The organism is Moorena sp. SIO4G3 (genome assembly GCF_010692305.1).
Classification (GTDB): domain Bacteria; phylum Cyanobacteriota; class Cyanobacteriia; order Cyanobacteriales; family Coleofasciculaceae; genus Moorena; species Moorena producens_A.
The window spans coordinates 1-14,938 of sequence record NZ_JAAHIG010000021.1; the positions used below are offsets into that span (position 1 = coordinate 1).

The 14,938-nt window shown below is 43.4% G+C and carries 15 protein-coding genes; 10 read left to right on the forward strand and 5 right to left on the reverse strand.

Annotation, left to right across the window (positions count from 1 at the left end; all coding sequences use genetic code 11):
- Positions 1-92: 92 nt before the first annotated feature.
- Complete coding sequence (locus F6J99_RS06085; RefSeq protein WP_293112149.1) at positions 93-1,412, forward strand: zinc ribbon domain-containing protein; 1,320 nt, start codon at positions 93-95, stop codon at positions 1,410-1,412.
- A gap of 260 nt (positions 1,413-1,672) precedes the next feature.
- On the opposite strand, the gene F6J99_RS06090 is transcribed toward F6J99_RS06085, so the two are convergent.
- Positions 1,673-2,584 carry an alpha/beta fold hydrolase gene (locus F6J99_RS06090; RefSeq protein WP_293112150.1) on the reverse strand — a complete coding sequence of 304 codons (912 nt, stop codon included), beginning with the start codon at positions 2,582-2,584 and terminating at the stop codon, positions 1,673-1,675.
- A 234-nt stretch (positions 2,585-2,818) separates the two neighbouring features.
- Between F6J99_RS06090 and F6J99_RS06095 the strand changes: the two genes are divergently transcribed.
- The 5 genes from F6J99_RS06095 (at position 2,819) to F6J99_RS06115 (ending at position 8,063) form a co-directional block, all read left to right on the forward strand.
- Entirely contained in the window at positions 2,819-4,081 is a 1,263-nt protein-coding gene (locus F6J99_RS06095) for a transposase (RefSeq protein WP_293112151.1), read from the forward strand.
- Between the two features lie 176 nt (positions 4,082-4,257).
- Positions 4,258-4,806 (forward strand): thioredoxin family protein, encoded by a 549-nt coding sequence (locus F6J99_RS06100; protein ID WP_293112152.1) that lies wholly within the window; start codon positions 4,258-4,260, stop codon positions 4,804-4,806.
- A gap of 121 nt (positions 4,807-4,927) precedes the next feature.
- Complete coding sequence (gene pyrH, locus F6J99_RS06105; protein ID WP_293112163.1) at positions 4,928-5,656, forward strand: UMP kinase; 729 nt, start codon at positions 4,928-4,930, stop codon at positions 5,654-5,656.
- Entirely contained in the window at positions 5,643-6,191 is a 549-nt protein-coding gene (frr, locus tag F6J99_RS06110; protein ID WP_293112153.1) for a ribosome recycling factor, read from the forward strand. The genes pyrH and frr overlap by 14 nt, the downstream gene beginning before the upstream one ends.
- A gap of 945 nt (positions 6,192-7,136) precedes the next feature.
- Positions 7,137-8,063 carry an SDR family NAD(P)-dependent oxidoreductase gene (locus F6J99_RS06115; protein ID WP_293112154.1) on the forward strand — a complete coding sequence of 309 codons (927 nt, stop codon included), beginning with the start codon at positions 7,137-7,139 and terminating at the stop codon, positions 8,061-8,063.
- Positions 8,064-8,656: 593 nt separating this feature from the next.
- Here the strand turns inward: F6J99_RS06115 and F6J99_RS06120 are convergent.
- Positions 8,657-9,166 carry a pentapeptide repeat-containing protein gene (locus tag F6J99_RS06120; RefSeq protein ID WP_293112155.1) on the reverse strand — a complete coding sequence of 170 codons (510 nt, stop codon included), beginning with the start codon at positions 9,164-9,166 and terminating at the stop codon, positions 8,657-8,659.
- Between the two features lie 51 nt (positions 9,167-9,217).
- Here F6J99_RS06120 and F6J99_RS06125 point away from each other — a divergent pair, with 51 nt between their 5' ends.
- The gene (locus tag F6J99_RS06125) at positions 9,218-10,363 is read left to right on the forward strand and encodes a glycine amidinotransferase (RefSeq protein WP_293112156.1); all 1,146 of its coding nucleotides are present in this window, start codon (positions 9,218-9,220) and stop codon (positions 10,361-10,363) included.
- Here F6J99_RS06125 and F6J99_RS06130 read toward each other — a convergent pair.
- Complete coding sequence (locus F6J99_RS06130; RefSeq protein ID WP_293112157.1) at positions 10,360-10,497, reverse strand: hypothetical protein; 138 nt, start codon at positions 10,495-10,497, stop codon at positions 10,360-10,362. The two genes, F6J99_RS06125 and F6J99_RS06130, sit on opposite strands and share 4 nt — an antisense overlap.
- Positions 10,498-10,552: 55 nt before the next feature.
- On the opposite strand from F6J99_RS06130, the gene F6J99_RS06135 reads away from it, so the two are divergent.
- The gene (locus F6J99_RS06135; protein ID WP_293112158.1) at positions 10,553-11,251 is read left to right on the forward strand and encodes a class I SAM-dependent methyltransferase; all 699 of its coding nucleotides are present in this window, start codon (positions 10,553-10,555) and stop codon (positions 11,249-11,251) included.
- A gap of 142 nt (positions 11,252-11,393) precedes the next feature.
- On the opposite strand, the gene acs is transcribed toward F6J99_RS06135, so the two are convergent.
- Entirely contained in the window at positions 11,394-13,364 is a 1,971-nt protein-coding gene (gene acs, locus F6J99_RS06140; RefSeq protein ID WP_293112159.1) for an acetate--CoA ligase, read from the reverse strand.
- A 219-nt stretch (positions 13,365-13,583) separates the two neighbouring features.
- On the opposite strand from acs, the gene F6J99_RS06145 reads away from it, so the two are divergent.
- Positions 13,584-14,144, forward strand: a complete 561-nt coding sequence (locus F6J99_RS06145) for a GrpB family protein (protein WP_293112160.1) — start codon at positions 13,584-13,586, stop codon at positions 14,142-14,144.
- On the opposite strand, the gene F6J99_RS06150 is transcribed toward F6J99_RS06145, so the two are convergent.
- Positions 14,103-14,330: a hypothetical protein gene (locus tag F6J99_RS06150; RefSeq protein WP_293112161.1), complete on the reverse strand. Its 228-nt coding sequence runs from the start codon at positions 14,328-14,330 to the stop codon at positions 14,103-14,105. The genes F6J99_RS06145 and F6J99_RS06150 overlap by 42 nt on opposite strands.
- A gap of 72 nt (positions 14,331-14,402) precedes the next feature.
- Here F6J99_RS06150 and F6J99_RS06155 point away from each other — a divergent pair, with 72 nt between their 5' ends.
- Complete coding sequence (locus F6J99_RS06155; protein ID WP_293112162.1) at positions 14,403-14,651, forward strand: hypothetical protein; 249 nt, start codon at positions 14,403-14,405, stop codon at positions 14,649-14,651.
- The last annotated feature ends 287 nt before the right edge of the window (positions 14,652-14,938 follow it).

Consider the following 14,938-nt stretch of genomic DNA (forward strand, 5'->3'; position numbering starts at 1 on the left):
AGCACGTCACAAGATGACTGCAAGCCGAAAGGTTGAAGGAGAACCTAGGAGCCGTATGAGGTGAAAGCTTCACGTACGGCTTTGGAGCGGAGGTGCATCGGGTAATACCGGACATCGACCGTAATAAAAAGGCTATTCCAGAAGTTAAAAGCTTCAGGACTCCCGATACCCTGGGGCTGCCTGCCAAAATAATGGACTGGACTATTAATGATGTAGCCAAGGCCATTACAGCTCAGCAGGCAGCCTGTAAAGATGCGGTGATCAAAAAGATTTACAAAAGATTCCCTGGAAAGGAAAACCAAAACAAACGGAAGGAGCTCTGCAAAAAACTCAAAACTTTGGCATTTCTGGACAACTCTTTACTGCACAGACTTGTTAGAAAGGAATTTCAAAGAGGTCATTCTTGGGTTAAGAATCAGATAGTTTATCAGCAAGTTGGCTACAAGTGCAAAAGACTTTCGCGGAACACTTACCAGTTGGAATTGGCTGGGTTAACGAGAGGCAAGAGAAATAAGATAGTTATCAAATCTAATCGAAAAGTCAAAGGGCAGATTAGATTAATATATAACCAAATCCTGCAAAGATTTGAAATTCACTTTTTGGTAGACCATGGGACTGTTGAAATTCCATCTGAACGTCGAAGTATCGGAGTAGATAAGGGGTACACGGAGGCTTTCTATGATTCAGAGGGTCAGGCTCACGGGAAAGGACTAGGAAAATTAACCACCAAGAAGTCTGTTCGTATATGTGCCAAAAACCGTAATAGAGGGAGACTTTGGGCGCTTCACAGAAAGCTAGAAAAAATAGACCCAGCTAAGTCGGCTCGAATACTTGAAAATAACCTAACCAGAAAAACAGAAAATCGCCGTTATAGACAAAATCAATCAGAGTTGACGGCGATAATAGGAGCAGCTTCTAAATCCCTCTTTAATGAGGAGTCTTTAAAAGTATTTGCAGAAGATTTAACACAACCAATCCGAAACAAACGTCAGTCTAAAGCCGTGTCCCGCAAACTTAATAGTTGGATGAAAGGAGTGATGCGGGACTCTTTACAAAAATGGTCTAATTGGACTGGCTCGGTTGTTACAGAAGTTCAGCCTAGTTACACGTCGCAAATTGACTCTAGAACCGGAACCCTGTTGGGCAAAAGGACTGGGGACAATTTTACCGGATTTGATGGGGTCGTGTTGCAGGCTGACCATAATGCTGCCCAAAACATCCTTGCTCGCGGTACCGACTTCGAAATTACTCGGTACATGAGTAAGACCGAGGTGCAGGCAGTGTTGTTGCGTCGTACCGCGCGTTACTTGAAAGGCATGGGACTGAGTTTGCTAGATGCGGTTGAGCTTGGTTGGCTTGACCTTAAGCATAGTAAAACTCGGGCTTTCAAGCAACTCCTCATCGAGATGTGAGGAACGCCTAGAAAGACGGGTGGGAGGTTTAACTCCAATTACTGTATGACCACCCCTCACTCAGGCAACAATAGATTGCACCTTGACCCGTGGTACCGGGTTTATCCCGATTAATGACGGTTTAAGAGTATCTCACAGCGGTTTATCTGTCACCACAAGACCCTGATTACTTTAAAGCATTGGAAAAACCTGTGGCTCTCTATCGCTATCAATTAGAGCTGGTAGCAGTCAAGGACGGTTGAAGGTTAACCTTCAAGCAGCTAACCTTCAACCCGATGTTCCCCAATCCAATTCAGCAAAATCGGGTTGACTATCTCTGGTGCTTCATCTTGGGGACAATGACCCAAACCTTCTAAAGGAATAAACCTCTCTACCGTCGGGAATTTAGCTAATTCTCGTCCCAAGTCAATGGGTTCCCAAGGGTCTTCGGTGCCCCATAGTATGATCGCAGGACAAGGCAAAATTGGGATCAGGTCTTCTGGTAGAGGTCCTTGAGAATAGTTAGTAAAAGCAATAAAAACATCAGCTGCACCGGGATCAGCTGCTGGTGCCATGATTATATCAACCAGTTCATCAGTTACGGCTTCTGGACGGCAGTAGGCTTGCAACAGAATATTACGCACTACTTTAGGCTTAGCCAGCTGACTAAAAAAATACTGGCCAACCCACTTAATTTTTAAGAATCGTTGAAGTACTGGTGCGCCAAGACGCTGATACCAAGGGAGTTCAGCCCGTTTACGCTCATGGAGTAGTCGTAGAGAAAAGTTGAGCAGGGCGACTCCTTTGGCTAGCTCTGGATTATCTACAGCGGTTTGCATTAGGGCAATACAGCCTATAGAGTTTCCGACTAAAAAAGCCGGACCACCAACCACCTCCCGACAGAAATCGGCAATTTGTTGCCCCCAGGTTTCAAAGGTATAGTCTATCTCTATACCAGGAGTTGGTTTAGCTGAAGCGCCAAAGCCAATCAAATCAATGGCATAACATCGGCAGTTTTCCCCCAACACTGGCAAGGTCTTGCGCCAATGTCCGGAAGATGCCCCAAAGCCATGGACCATAACCACAGCTGGTCCAGAATTACCGTAAGCTTTATACCCAATGGAAAAGCCTTGCCACATCCAGGTTTTTGTTTCAATCTGATCCCTGATTGGGGCTGTGAAAGAGGAGGACATGATCAAAAAATCCCAAGTTATGCCATAGCGTTACCTTTACATTTTGTAACAAACTCTGCTAACTCTGGTAAATAGTTAGAGGCTCTTTTAGCTAACCCGGCGGGAAGCCCCGCACCATAATCTACGGGCTTTGCCCGACGCGGGGCGCGTTCGATTTGGTGTCGGGATGATAGCCAGGACGGGGTCTATGCTACCCAAGCTTATCATCAGTCTTTGATCTGCTAAAATAATAGCATGACTTTAACGATAAACTACAACTACCGCATTTATCCTTCGTTAGCTCAGCAAGAATTAATGTTGAGTTGGCTAGAGACTTGTAGACGACTTTATAACCGTTGTTTGCGAGACTTAAAGGACTGGATGAATAGTAGAAAGTGTCTAGTTGATCGCTGTTCGATATACCAGGAATATATCATGTCTCCCGATATTCCTTTTCCTGGATATATGGAACAGAAAAGACAGTTAACCCAATGGAAAAAAACCGAACCAGAACTTAAAGCAGTGCATTCTCAGGTGACACAAGACGTGGTTAAGAGACTGCATAACTCTTGGGAAACATTTAAACACAGAGGTCAGGGTTTTCCACGGTTTAAAAAGTATGGTCGTTATCAATCATTTTTGTTTCCTCAGTTCCAGAAATCACCAATTGTCGGGAATCAAATTAAATTACCGATGATAGGACTGGTTAACATTAATCTACATCGAGAAATCCCCACAGGCTTCAGGGTCAAGGGTGTCCGAGTGGTTTCAAGATGTCGAGGGACAAAATGGTTTGTTGTCATTACCATATCTGCTGATGTCTCTGTTCCTGATACCCCCGCTTATGGTCGTGCCATTGGGGTTGATGTTGGATTAAATGACTTTTTGGCAACATCAGATGGGTTAAAAATTACTAGACCAAAGTTTTTTGTAGACTTACAAAGCGAGCTTAAATTGCTGCAACGTAGGGCATCTCGAAAATGTAAAGGGTCTAAAAATTGGGAAAAAGCACAAGTTAAAGTAGCGCGATTACACCACAAAATTGACAACACTCGAAAAGACTGGCAACTCAAAATAGCCCATAGTCTCTGTGACCAGGCTGACTCGATTTTTGTTGAGGATATTGATTACCGAGTGATGGCTAAAGGTTTTTTAGGGAAACATTCTCTAGACGCAAGTTTTGGTCAGTTCAGAGCGTTAGTGAAATGGGTTTGTTGGAAACGAGGGAAGTTTTTTGCCACAGTAGACCATCGGGGGACATCAAAGCAATGTCCTGACTGTGGAGCTGAATGGGACAATAACCTTTCAATTCGTTGGCATACTTGCAAAGAGTGTGGATATTCTAGGAATCGTGATGTTGCCAGTGCAGAAGTGATTCGCAATCGTGGAATTGAAAAGTACCCAAGGACTATTGGGGAATGGAAACCGCCTGCTGACAGCGTACTGTTGGAGATTTTAAATCTAGATAAGTGCTACGCAGGAATGCCTAACTGTGAGGTTGGGAAGCCCGCACCGTAGCGTCAGCTCGGTGTCGGGAGGATGTCACAATTGGGTCGGGAAATTTACCCTTGATGCTAAATTCGTCTATGAGCTAATTAGCGATCGCATCATCTCCCCTTAAGCAAAGCTTGCATTGTAAAGGGAGTTGACCCATAATCCATGACCCATGAACCATCACCCATCACCCATCACCCATGACTATAGAAAAAATCATCATCACCATTGGCAGTTATGCTCCGGATTTTGAATTGCCGGGAACTGATGAGCAGGTTCACCATCTCTGCCGTTACTTAGAACATTTCTCAGGAGTGGGAGTTATTTTCTTAGGCAACAACTGCCCCTATGTCAATTGCTACATCCCAAGACTCAAACAGATTCAAGACCAGTTTGAACATCAAGGTTTTACCCTAGTGGGCATTAATGCCAATGATGTTTATCAGTACCCCGCAGAGAGTTTTGAGGAAATGAAGCAGTTCTGCCAAACTCAGCAATTGAATTTTCCTTACCTTTGGGATCCAACTCAAGACGTAGCTCACAGCTTTGGTGCCCAGAAAACCACTGAGGCATTTTTAATTGACCATAAGGGAATTGTATGCTATAATGGGTCAATTGATGATAATCCCCAAGATGGTGACGCAGTACAAGCCCATTACTTCAACAGTGCGATCGCGTCTCTTTTAACAGGGCAAGAGATTTCACCACAATCAACTAAGGTAACTGGTAGTCCTATTCAGTGGCGATAATCCTTAAGCTGGGATTAAAAATGAGCGATCAGGGATGAGGGATCAGCTATGACCTATGACGAATGACAAATTTGACTGTTATCTTGATGTGGATAACAATTTCATAACAAAGAGTCGTGGCATGGGGATAAAATACCGAAGGGTTTTACTAAAATTGAGCGGTGAAGCCTTGATGGGCAATTTGGGCTACGGCATCTCACCGGAAGTGGTTCAGGAAATCGCAGCTGAAGTGGCTGCCGTTTTGAATGAAGGTGTTCAAATGGCAATCGTTGTCGGTGGTGGCAATATATTTCGCGGACTCAAAGCTGCAGCGGGGGGGATGGATCGGGCAACTGCTGATTATATCGGTATGATTGCCACAGTGATGAATGCCTTGACTTTGCAAGATGCTCTAGAACGAAACAATATCCCGACACGGGTGCAAACTGCCATCGAAATGCAGGAAGTGGCAGAACCGTATATCAGGCGTCGTGCCATTCGCCACCTGGAAAAGGGACGAGTGGTCATTTTTGGTGCAGGTAGTGGTAATCCCTTTTTTACCACTGACACCACCGCTGCTTTACGAGCGGCAGAAATCGATGCTGAGGTAATATTTAAGGCAACTAAAGTTGATGGTATATATGATTGTGATCCTAACCTGAATCCTAAGGCCAGACGGTATCAGAGCCTGACCTACAGCCATGTCCTAAGCGAGGATTTGCGGGTGATGGATAGTACTGCGATCGCATTATGTAAAGAGAATAACCTCCCAATTATGGTATTTGATCTAAGGGTGCGGGGTAATATTCACCGCGCTGTTATGGGAGAAACTGTTGGAACAATAGTGGGAGGTTCCTGTGCAATTAGCTGATGTCGAAACCAGTATGCAGAAAGCTGTTGAGGCCACTCAACGGGCGTTCAATACCATTAGAACGGGTCGCGCCAGTACTAGTCTATTGGATCGGGTGATGGTTGAGTACTATGGTACCCCAACCCCCCTGAAATCTTTGGCTAATATCAACACGCCAGACGCTAGTACAATCACCATCCAACCTTACGACAAAAGTATGCTGAGCCAGATCGAGAAAGCAATTACTCTTTCGGATCTGGATTTGCCTCCGAACAACAATGGTGAAGTCGTGCGGTTAAATATTCCTCCACTGACTAGCGAGCGCCGTAAAGAATTTGTCAAAATGGCAAGTAAGTTTGCGGAGGAAGGTCGAGTCTCGATTCGCAATATCCGTCGTGATGCCGTTGACTCTGTCCGAAAAGAGGAAAAAAATAAGGAAATCTCTGAGGATGAGTCACGGGATTTGCAGGACGAGATTCAGAAGTTGACGAATAAATACACAAAAAAAGTTGATGAAGTGTTCGCGGCTAAAGAAAAAGACATCATGACTGTGTAATGCTACTGTGTAATGCTACTGTGTCATGTTACTGTGTCATGCTATTCTCGGTGGGGGGTGAGTTCATTTTGGCAACTTTTCCCTCTATCGGCATTCACAGTTGTGTGTAATTGTTGTACTTGTGTACTTACTAGTTATTTGACATTTATCTAAAAATGAACCGCTCATCCCACGACTAGCCAGGTCTAGGATGAGCGGAAATTTTTAATCTACTTGAACAAAATCACCCGCTCATCCCACGACTAGCCAGGTCTAGGATGAGCGGAATTTTTCAATCTACCTGAACACTTTGTTAATTTTCTCATATTTTTTATTGTTGAACAAAAAAACAAAATTTAGGAAGTAAACGACTCAATCCTAGATTTGGTAAGGGGTTCAAGCAATATTGACTAAATGCTTCATCCTAATTGATGTATGAATTTTTCGTATATAAATGTAAAAAACAATAGGTTTATGTTAATATATGTTGCAGTTGAGAGTTGGTGTTGTTAGTGTAGGCTTATGGCTTAGTTACTGGTAAATACTCATTTCAAGGAGGGTACCAACCATGCTCTACATCAACACCGATTCTGGCTACGGATTGATTAAGTGATGCCAAAATGATTTGAAGGATATTTCGACCACCGATTCTTACCAAGTTTCCGCAACAAACCGGGGAGAAATATCTTAACCAGTTATCGACCAGACTGAATGGCAAATTGCCGCTGCTTTGACTCCCTTAGCCAATAGTCCGATAGCTAGGGTCGGGGATAAGGCTGTTGCCATCAATTATTTGTAGGTAGTCTTTACCAATTTTGAACTGCCTACGGATAACCCTTGCGTGGGAGCAAGATTTCACTGTCAATAGCTTCAGTGTCACTAACTTCACTGCGACTAATTTGAGTCTGAGTGGGTTTAGCGACGCATCCGATGCTTGTTTGTTTTCAACTATAGGTATTATAGCACATGAAGATTCAGGGAAAAACGGCTCTGGTTACCGGAGCCTCACGTGGTATTGGCAGAGCGATCGCTTTGGAGTTAGCCCAGCAAGGAATAAGACGCTTACTGTTGGTGGCGCGAAATCGCCAACGTTTAGCAGAAGTGGCGGCTGAGATTGAACGACAAGGGGTACTAGTTGTGACGCTCGTCTTAGATCTAACCCAAATAGTAGGAGTCAATATTGCAATCGCACGAGCTTGGCGAAGTTACGGACCAATTGATTTGTTGGTTAACTGTGCTGGCGTTGCTCATCAAGCTCCTTTTCTAGAATCCAAACTGCAAAACTTACAGGAAGAAATCGCCACGAATTTGATGGGTATGTACACGATGACTCGTTTAATTGGGCGACGCATGGCAGCACGACGAGAAGGCACTATTGTCAATGTTTCTAGTTTAATGGGTAAAGTTGCAGCACCGACGATGGCAAGCTATTCCGCTACCAAATTTGGGATTGTTGGTTTTACTCAAGCGTTACGGGGAGAGTTAGCGCCAAAAAATATCCAGGTAATCGCTTTACTGCCATCGTTAACAGATACTGATATGGCGCGAGGATTACAGTTGTTTCGCTGGGTGTTGCCGATGACTCCCCAACAAGTCGCTAAGGTACTAGTCGCCAAACTGGAGAAGAACTCATCGGAAATTTTAGTGGGATGGCAAAGTCATTTAGCTATATGGTGTCAGCGTTTCTTTCCTTCGCTATTGGAGAAAGTGTTACGGATTGTAGCTCCTTTATCTAGAAGTAAAAGTTTTGGAGAAATAGCAAACAGGCAACAGGCAACAAGCAACAGGAAAGGATTTTGGAGAATAGTTTTAGATTTTGGCTTCTTTAGGTCTAATATACAAACGTTTGATAAAGGGTTTGATCAAGGTTTGAAAGACAAGTTTCCTGATTAATCTTTCCGATTTGAACAGGACTTAGACAGCCTACAGATAGATTGGCTGCCTAAGTCTTGTGTAAGCTGATAGCTGACGGCACCTCAAGTAGCACCTCAAGTAGCGCATATGCTTACTGTTATTTATGTTGGGTTAGAGTGCTGCGATTTGAGTTGATATAAACCGAAATTTTGTCAAGTCTTTGTATAAAAAATTTATCTAACCACAATAAAATATGTGAACAAGTTTTTGCGATTGTTATAGCGGAGTTGACAGTCAAGCAACTGTCAACTATCAACAAAAATACTAGTGATATCAGATCAAGTTTACTACTTATGGTATTTGTTGACTATATATAAATATAGAAAAATATATATAGATTTAGATTTAATAATTTGTAAATAAATGTAAACTTAATCAAAAAGTGCCAATTTGTGATGATATGATTTAACCTGTCTTTCAAAAGAAATAAAGTTGTTGTCAATGATGAATGATAAAAATTGGATTCTGTATTTGTAGGATACTCTACTTATACTCAATTTGATTTTTTCCGTGAAGGGAAACTCTGTCAGCTGTTATGCATTTAAACGGTGATAACAGCATCAGCTGTGTTTTTAAGGGGTACATCTCCTAAAATCTGTTTGACCCAGTGGATGGAACGGGCAAGATGCCCATTCCACAAATTGTAACGGGCAAGATGCCCATTCCACAAATTGGAACGGGCAAGATGCCCATTCCACAAATTGGAACGGGCAAGATGCCCATTCCACAAATTGGAACGGGCAAGATGCCAGTTCCACAGATTGTAACGGGCAAGATGCCCATTCCACAGATTGGAACGGGCAAGATGCCCATTCTACAGATTGGAACGGGCAAGATGCCCATTCTACAGATTGGAACGGGCAAGATGCCCATTTCACAGATTGGAACAGGCAAGATGCCCATTCCACAGATTGGAACGGGCAAGATGCCCATTCCACAGATTGGAACCAGCAAGATGCCCATTTCACAGATTGGAACCAGCAAGATGCCCATTTCACAGATTGGAACAGGCAAGATGCCCATTCTACAGATTGGAACGAGCAAGATGCCCATTCTACAAAACTATTAAAATTATCCCGCATTTAGGCAACGCCCAAAATTTAGCTAGTACGTTATAGATAAGGAGATCAGAAATGTCGGAAAAAATTGTTAATTCCTGGAATGAATGGGATGAATTGGAAGAAATGGTGGTAGGAATTGCAGACTACGCTAGCTTTGAACCAAAAGAACCAGGGAATCATCCGAAATTAAGAGATCAGAATTTAGCGGAAATCATTCCTTTCCCCAGTGGACCTAAAGACCCTAAAGTCCTTGAAAAAGCTAATGAAGAATTAAATGGACTGGCTTATTTATTAAAAGACCACGATGTGATAGTAAGAAGACCAGAAAAATTTGATTTCACAAAATCTATAAAAACCCCTTACTTTGAAGTTGCTAATCAATACTGTGGAGTCTGTCCTCGGGATGTCATGATTACCTTTGGTAATGAAATTATGGAAGCAACTATGTCGAAGAGAGCTAGATTTTTTGAATACTTACCTTACCGGAAATTAGTTTATGAATATTGGAATAAAGACGACCATATGATTTGGAATGCTGCGCCTAAACCGACTATGCAGGATAGTATGTATCTAGAGAATTTCTGGGAGCTGTCTTTAGAAGAACGATTTAAGCGTATGCATGATTTTGAATTTTGTATTACACAAGATGAAGTTATTTTTGATGCAGCTGACTGTAGCCGATTAGGAAAGGATATATTAGTTCAGGAATCGATGACAACAAATAGAACAGGAATTAGGTGGTTAAAAAAGCACCTAGAACCAAGAGGATTTCGGGTTCACCCTGTTCATTTTCCCCTTGATTTTTTCCCCTCCCACATTGACTGTACGTTTGTTCCTTTGCGACCAGGTCTTATTTTGACAAACCCTGAAAGACCTATACGGGAAGAGGAGGAGAAGATATTTAAAGACAATGGCTGGGAGTTTATCACAGTTCCTCAACCGACTTGCTCGAATGATGAAATGCCAATGTTTTGCCAGTCCAGTAAGTGGTTGTCAATGAATGTTCTGAGTATATCACCGACAAAGGTTATCTGTGAGGAAAGAGAAAAACCTCTCCAAGAATTGTTGGATAAGCATGGATTTGAGGTTTTTCCTTTACCCTTTAGACATGTCTTTGAATTTGGGGGGTCTTTTCATTGTGCAACTTGGGACATTCGCCGAAAAGGTGAGTGTGAAGATTATTTCCCAAATTTAAACTATCAACCGATTTGTGGTTAAAAACTAACAATATAGCAAGTCTTATACCCATGAGGTACAAATTTCTGGTTTTTAGGGAGCAGGGAGCAGGGAGGAGGGAGCAGGAAAGAGCAAAGAGAGAATAGGGAAGAGGGAAAAAATAATCTGTACCTCATAGCTACGAGAAACGCTATAGTAATTACAAGTTAAGAGGGTCAATAGGTCAAGACTATGAATTTGGAAAGTGGTTATCAAGGGTTAAAATCAAGCGCGGATCCCCAACGATGGTCTGCTCAAAAAGAAGTCCTAACCGATGAAACATTGGTGATCGAAGGACATCCGGTTATGGAACGTTGGGAAACCCCTTATATGGGTGCTTTTGCGGCGTTAGTCACTCGCCATGGTGGTCGTATCTTAGAATGTGGCTTTGGCTTGGGAATATCGGCTCATGCTATTCAGTCTTATGCTCCAGAAGAACATGTGATTATAGAAGCCAATGACGATGTTTTTAAACGATTGATTGAGTTCCAAAACAGTGCAGTTAATCAAGTAACCCCTATCTTGGGCTTAGCATGTGATGTCTTAGAATCATTTAGTGATCAATCATTCGATGGTATTTTCTATGATACTTATCCTTTGAATGCAGATGAACAACACACCCACCAATTTCCATTTATCAAAAAGGTTTATCCCCTGCTTAAGAAGGGTGGAATTTTAAGCTATTGTAATTTGACGTCAACAGGAGTTCTCAAGAATAGATACGATTCCTGGGAAGCTCTTTTCAATGAAACTCAAGTTCCTTATCTTATTGAAGCAGGTGTTCCAGAAAACGATATTAAAGGTATCATTATCTTTAAAGTTTCTCCACCTACCGATTGTTTATACTTTCAACACAAGACAGCTATGATTCCCATTATTGTCAAAGAGTAAGTGTAAGCATTCAGCAGTCAGCCGTCAGCCGTCAGCTAATTTGATTCAAAAGCACCTCAAGTAGCGTGGCACAGGCTTCTAGCCTGTGAGGTAACCCATAAGCTGATGGCTGATAGCTGACTATTTACGTTAAGCGTGCTTTTCAAGCCCCTTCCCGTAACTTATCCAAAACACTGCGGTCTTCTAGAGTGGAGGTATCTCCAGCAACCTCTTGACCTGCAGCTAGCGATCGCAATAGCCGTCGCATAATCTTTCCGGAACGAGTCTTGGGCAAAGCATCAGTAAAGCGAATGTCACCAGGACGTGCGATCGCACCAATTTCTTTGACTACGTGCTGCTTTAGTTCTTGCTTGAGTTCGTCACTAGCGCTATAACTGCCTTCTAAGGTCACAAAGGCAAAGACATCTTCCCCTTTTACCTCATCAGGTTTACCGACTACAGCGGCTTCAGCTACAGAAGGATGAGAAACCAGTGCTGACTCCACTTCCATGGTTCCTAAGCGGTGACCAGAGATATTCAACACATCATCCACACGACCCATAACCCAGAAATAACCATTGGGGTCTTTTCTGGCACCATCTCCAGCAAAATAGAAGTATTGGCCATCTTTTGGTTGAATGTGTTCCCAGTAGGTGCGGCGGAAACGGTCATCATCCCCATAGACAGTACGGATCATACTTGGCCAAGGATGTTTGATAACTAAATAACCACCATCATTCTCCCCAACTGGATTGCCGTCTAAATCTACAATATCAGCAATAATGCCTGGGAAGGGGAAGGTAGCGGAACCGGGTTTAGTGGAAGTAGCACCGGGTAAGGGGGTGAGCATGAAGCCACCGGTTTCAGTTTGCCACCAAGTATCGACAATGGGACAACGTTCTCCCCCAATCACCCGATGGTACCACATCCAGGCTTCTGGGTTAATCGGTTCACCGACAGTTCCTAGGATACGTAGGGAAGATAAATCACGGGCGTTAGGATGCTGGTCTCCCATCTTAATAAAGGCACGAATAGCAGTGGGAGCAGTGTAGAAGATAGTGACTCCATATTTTTCGACCACATCCCACAAGCAACCGGGATTGGAAGGACGGGGAGCCCCTTCGTACATCAGGCTAGTAGCACCATTGGACAATGGACCATAGACAATGTAACTGTGTCCGGTAATCCAGCCGACATCAGCAGTACACCAGTAGACATCGGTCTCCTTGAGGTCAAAGGTCCACTTGGTAGTCATGTGGGTGTAGAGGTTATAGCCACCAGTAGTGTGAACAACCCCTTTCGGTTTACCGGTGGTACCGCTAGTGTAGAGAATGAAGAGCATATCTTCACTATCCATGGGTTCCGCTGGACAATCAGCAGATGCTCCCGGTTGCAAGTCATGCCACCAGTGGTCTCGTTCTGGTTCCATGTCAATCCCTTGCTTGGTGCGTTCTACCACTAGCACGTTTTCTACTGTAGGTGCGCCATTATTCTCTAGGGCTTTATCAACTTGGATCTTGAGAGGAACAATCTTGTCTTTGCGCCAGCCCCCATCAGCAGTAATTACTAATTTAGCTTGAGCATCTACCAGTCGGTCTTTGAGGGCTTCAGCACTAAAGCCACCAAAAACGACGGTGTGGGGAGCACCAATTCTAGCACAGGCCAGCATGGCAATAGCAGCTTCGGGAATCATGGGCATATAAATGCCAACGCGATCGCCTTTTTTGACTCCCAGTTGTTTGATCACATTTGCCATCTGGCAAACTTCCCGGTGTAACTGGGCATAGGTTAGGGTGCGGGAGTCTCCCGGTTCCCCTTCCCAAATCAGGGCAGCTTTATTCCGACGCCAGGTAGTGAGGTGTCTGTCAAGACAGTTGTAAGAAATATTAATCTTTCCACCAACAAACCACTTGGCAAAGGGGGGTTGCCAATCTAATACCGTATCCCACTTTTGAAACCAGTCTAGTTCTTGGTCTGCAAGCTGGGCCCAAAACCCTTGGGGGTCAGCTTTGGCTTGTTCATACAGTTGCTGATACTCCGCCATGCTTTTAATCTGGGCATTCTCAGAAAAGTCAGCTGGTGGCGGGAACAGCCGTTCTTCTTGAAGGATTGATTCTATAGTTGGTTGTGACATAGTTATAGTAAATTACTGAGATCTAAGTAGGTAGTCTAGACCTAGCGTTGGCTAAGTCTAATCAAACCATACTTAACAGGTTACCCAGTTGGGCATATCCTTGGATTTCTTTAATTTATGCTTAATGATTGCTGAGCTCGCTAGTTCTTTAGCAGGTATAGTCGTAAGCTATCAGCTTAAGCGCTACGCGCATATACTTACAATAAAACTGCTGTAGTTATGTCACGAAAAGTAGAAGTTGTTCCCCATGACCCGAAGTGGCGAGATGAATTTGAGCGTGAATCAAAGCAGATTGCCCTTGCCGTCGGCGAAAACTTGATTGCTGTACACCATATTGGGAGTACATCTATTCCAGAACTATATGCTAAACCGATTATTGATATTTTGGTTGAAGTCAAAGACATTACCAAAGTTGATGAAAATAGTTCAGGGATGGAGACAATAGGCTATGAAGGAATGGGTGAATACGGCATACCAGGTCGTCGTTTCTTTCGCAAACATAATCAAATAGGAATCAGAACACATCATGTTCATATGTTTGAGGTTAATTCGCTAGAAGTAGAGCGTCACTTAGCTTTTCGAGATTATCTGATTGCCCATCCTAAGGATGCCCAGAAATACGGTGAACTTAAGCGAAAACTTGCTAATAAATATCCAGACAATATTGAAGCCTATATGGATGGAAAAGATGGCTTCATCAAAGAGATGGATCGAAAAGCAGCAGAGTGGCGCAGAGGATCAAGAGGCAAGAGGCAAGAGGCAATAGGCAATAGGCAATAGGCAATAGGCAATAGGCAATAGGCAATAGGCAATAGGCAATAGGCAATAGGCAATAGGCAATAGGCAATAGGCAATAGGCAATAGGCAATAGGCAATAGGCAATAGGCAATAGGCAATAGGCAATAGGCAATAGGCAATAGGCAATAGGCAATAGGCAATAGGCAATAGGCAATAGGCAATAGGCAATAGGCAATAGGCAATAGTTAATCGACTTAACCCTTAAACCTACCCTACACCGAACCCCAAAGGCGAACAACCTTGGTATTTCGGCCACGCGATCGCGTTCAACCTTCAACCTTCAACAACCTTCAACCTTCAACCTTCAACCTTCAACAACCTTCAACCTTCAACCTTCAACAACCTTCAAAAACCTTCAACCTTCAACCTTCAACAATCTTCAACCTTCAACCTTCAACAACCTTGGAGAACAATCGCTCCAATACTTCTTTCGGAATTGTCTCAAAATCTTCCAACAAGAAATCCATAATGGCGAGATGGCGCAAGTGACCAGGGGTGGGAGGGTAACAGCGACGACTGGTGTTAAACCAGTGCGATCGCTTATCTTGTCGGGTGCGTTAACCAAGTGTAACGCACCTCTTTAACTATCAGTGTGTTCGCGTAGCGTGGCCTATGGCCAATCGCTTATCCTAGGGTTAACACTCCCATAGGAAAATCTACAACTAAACGCTTTGTTCGTAACCACAAAACACCTAAAAGAGTATTGACCAGTTCATCTCCTCCTAACACTTCAACCGTAAACTCCTCTTCCTCAATAACCACCTTTCCCTCATATA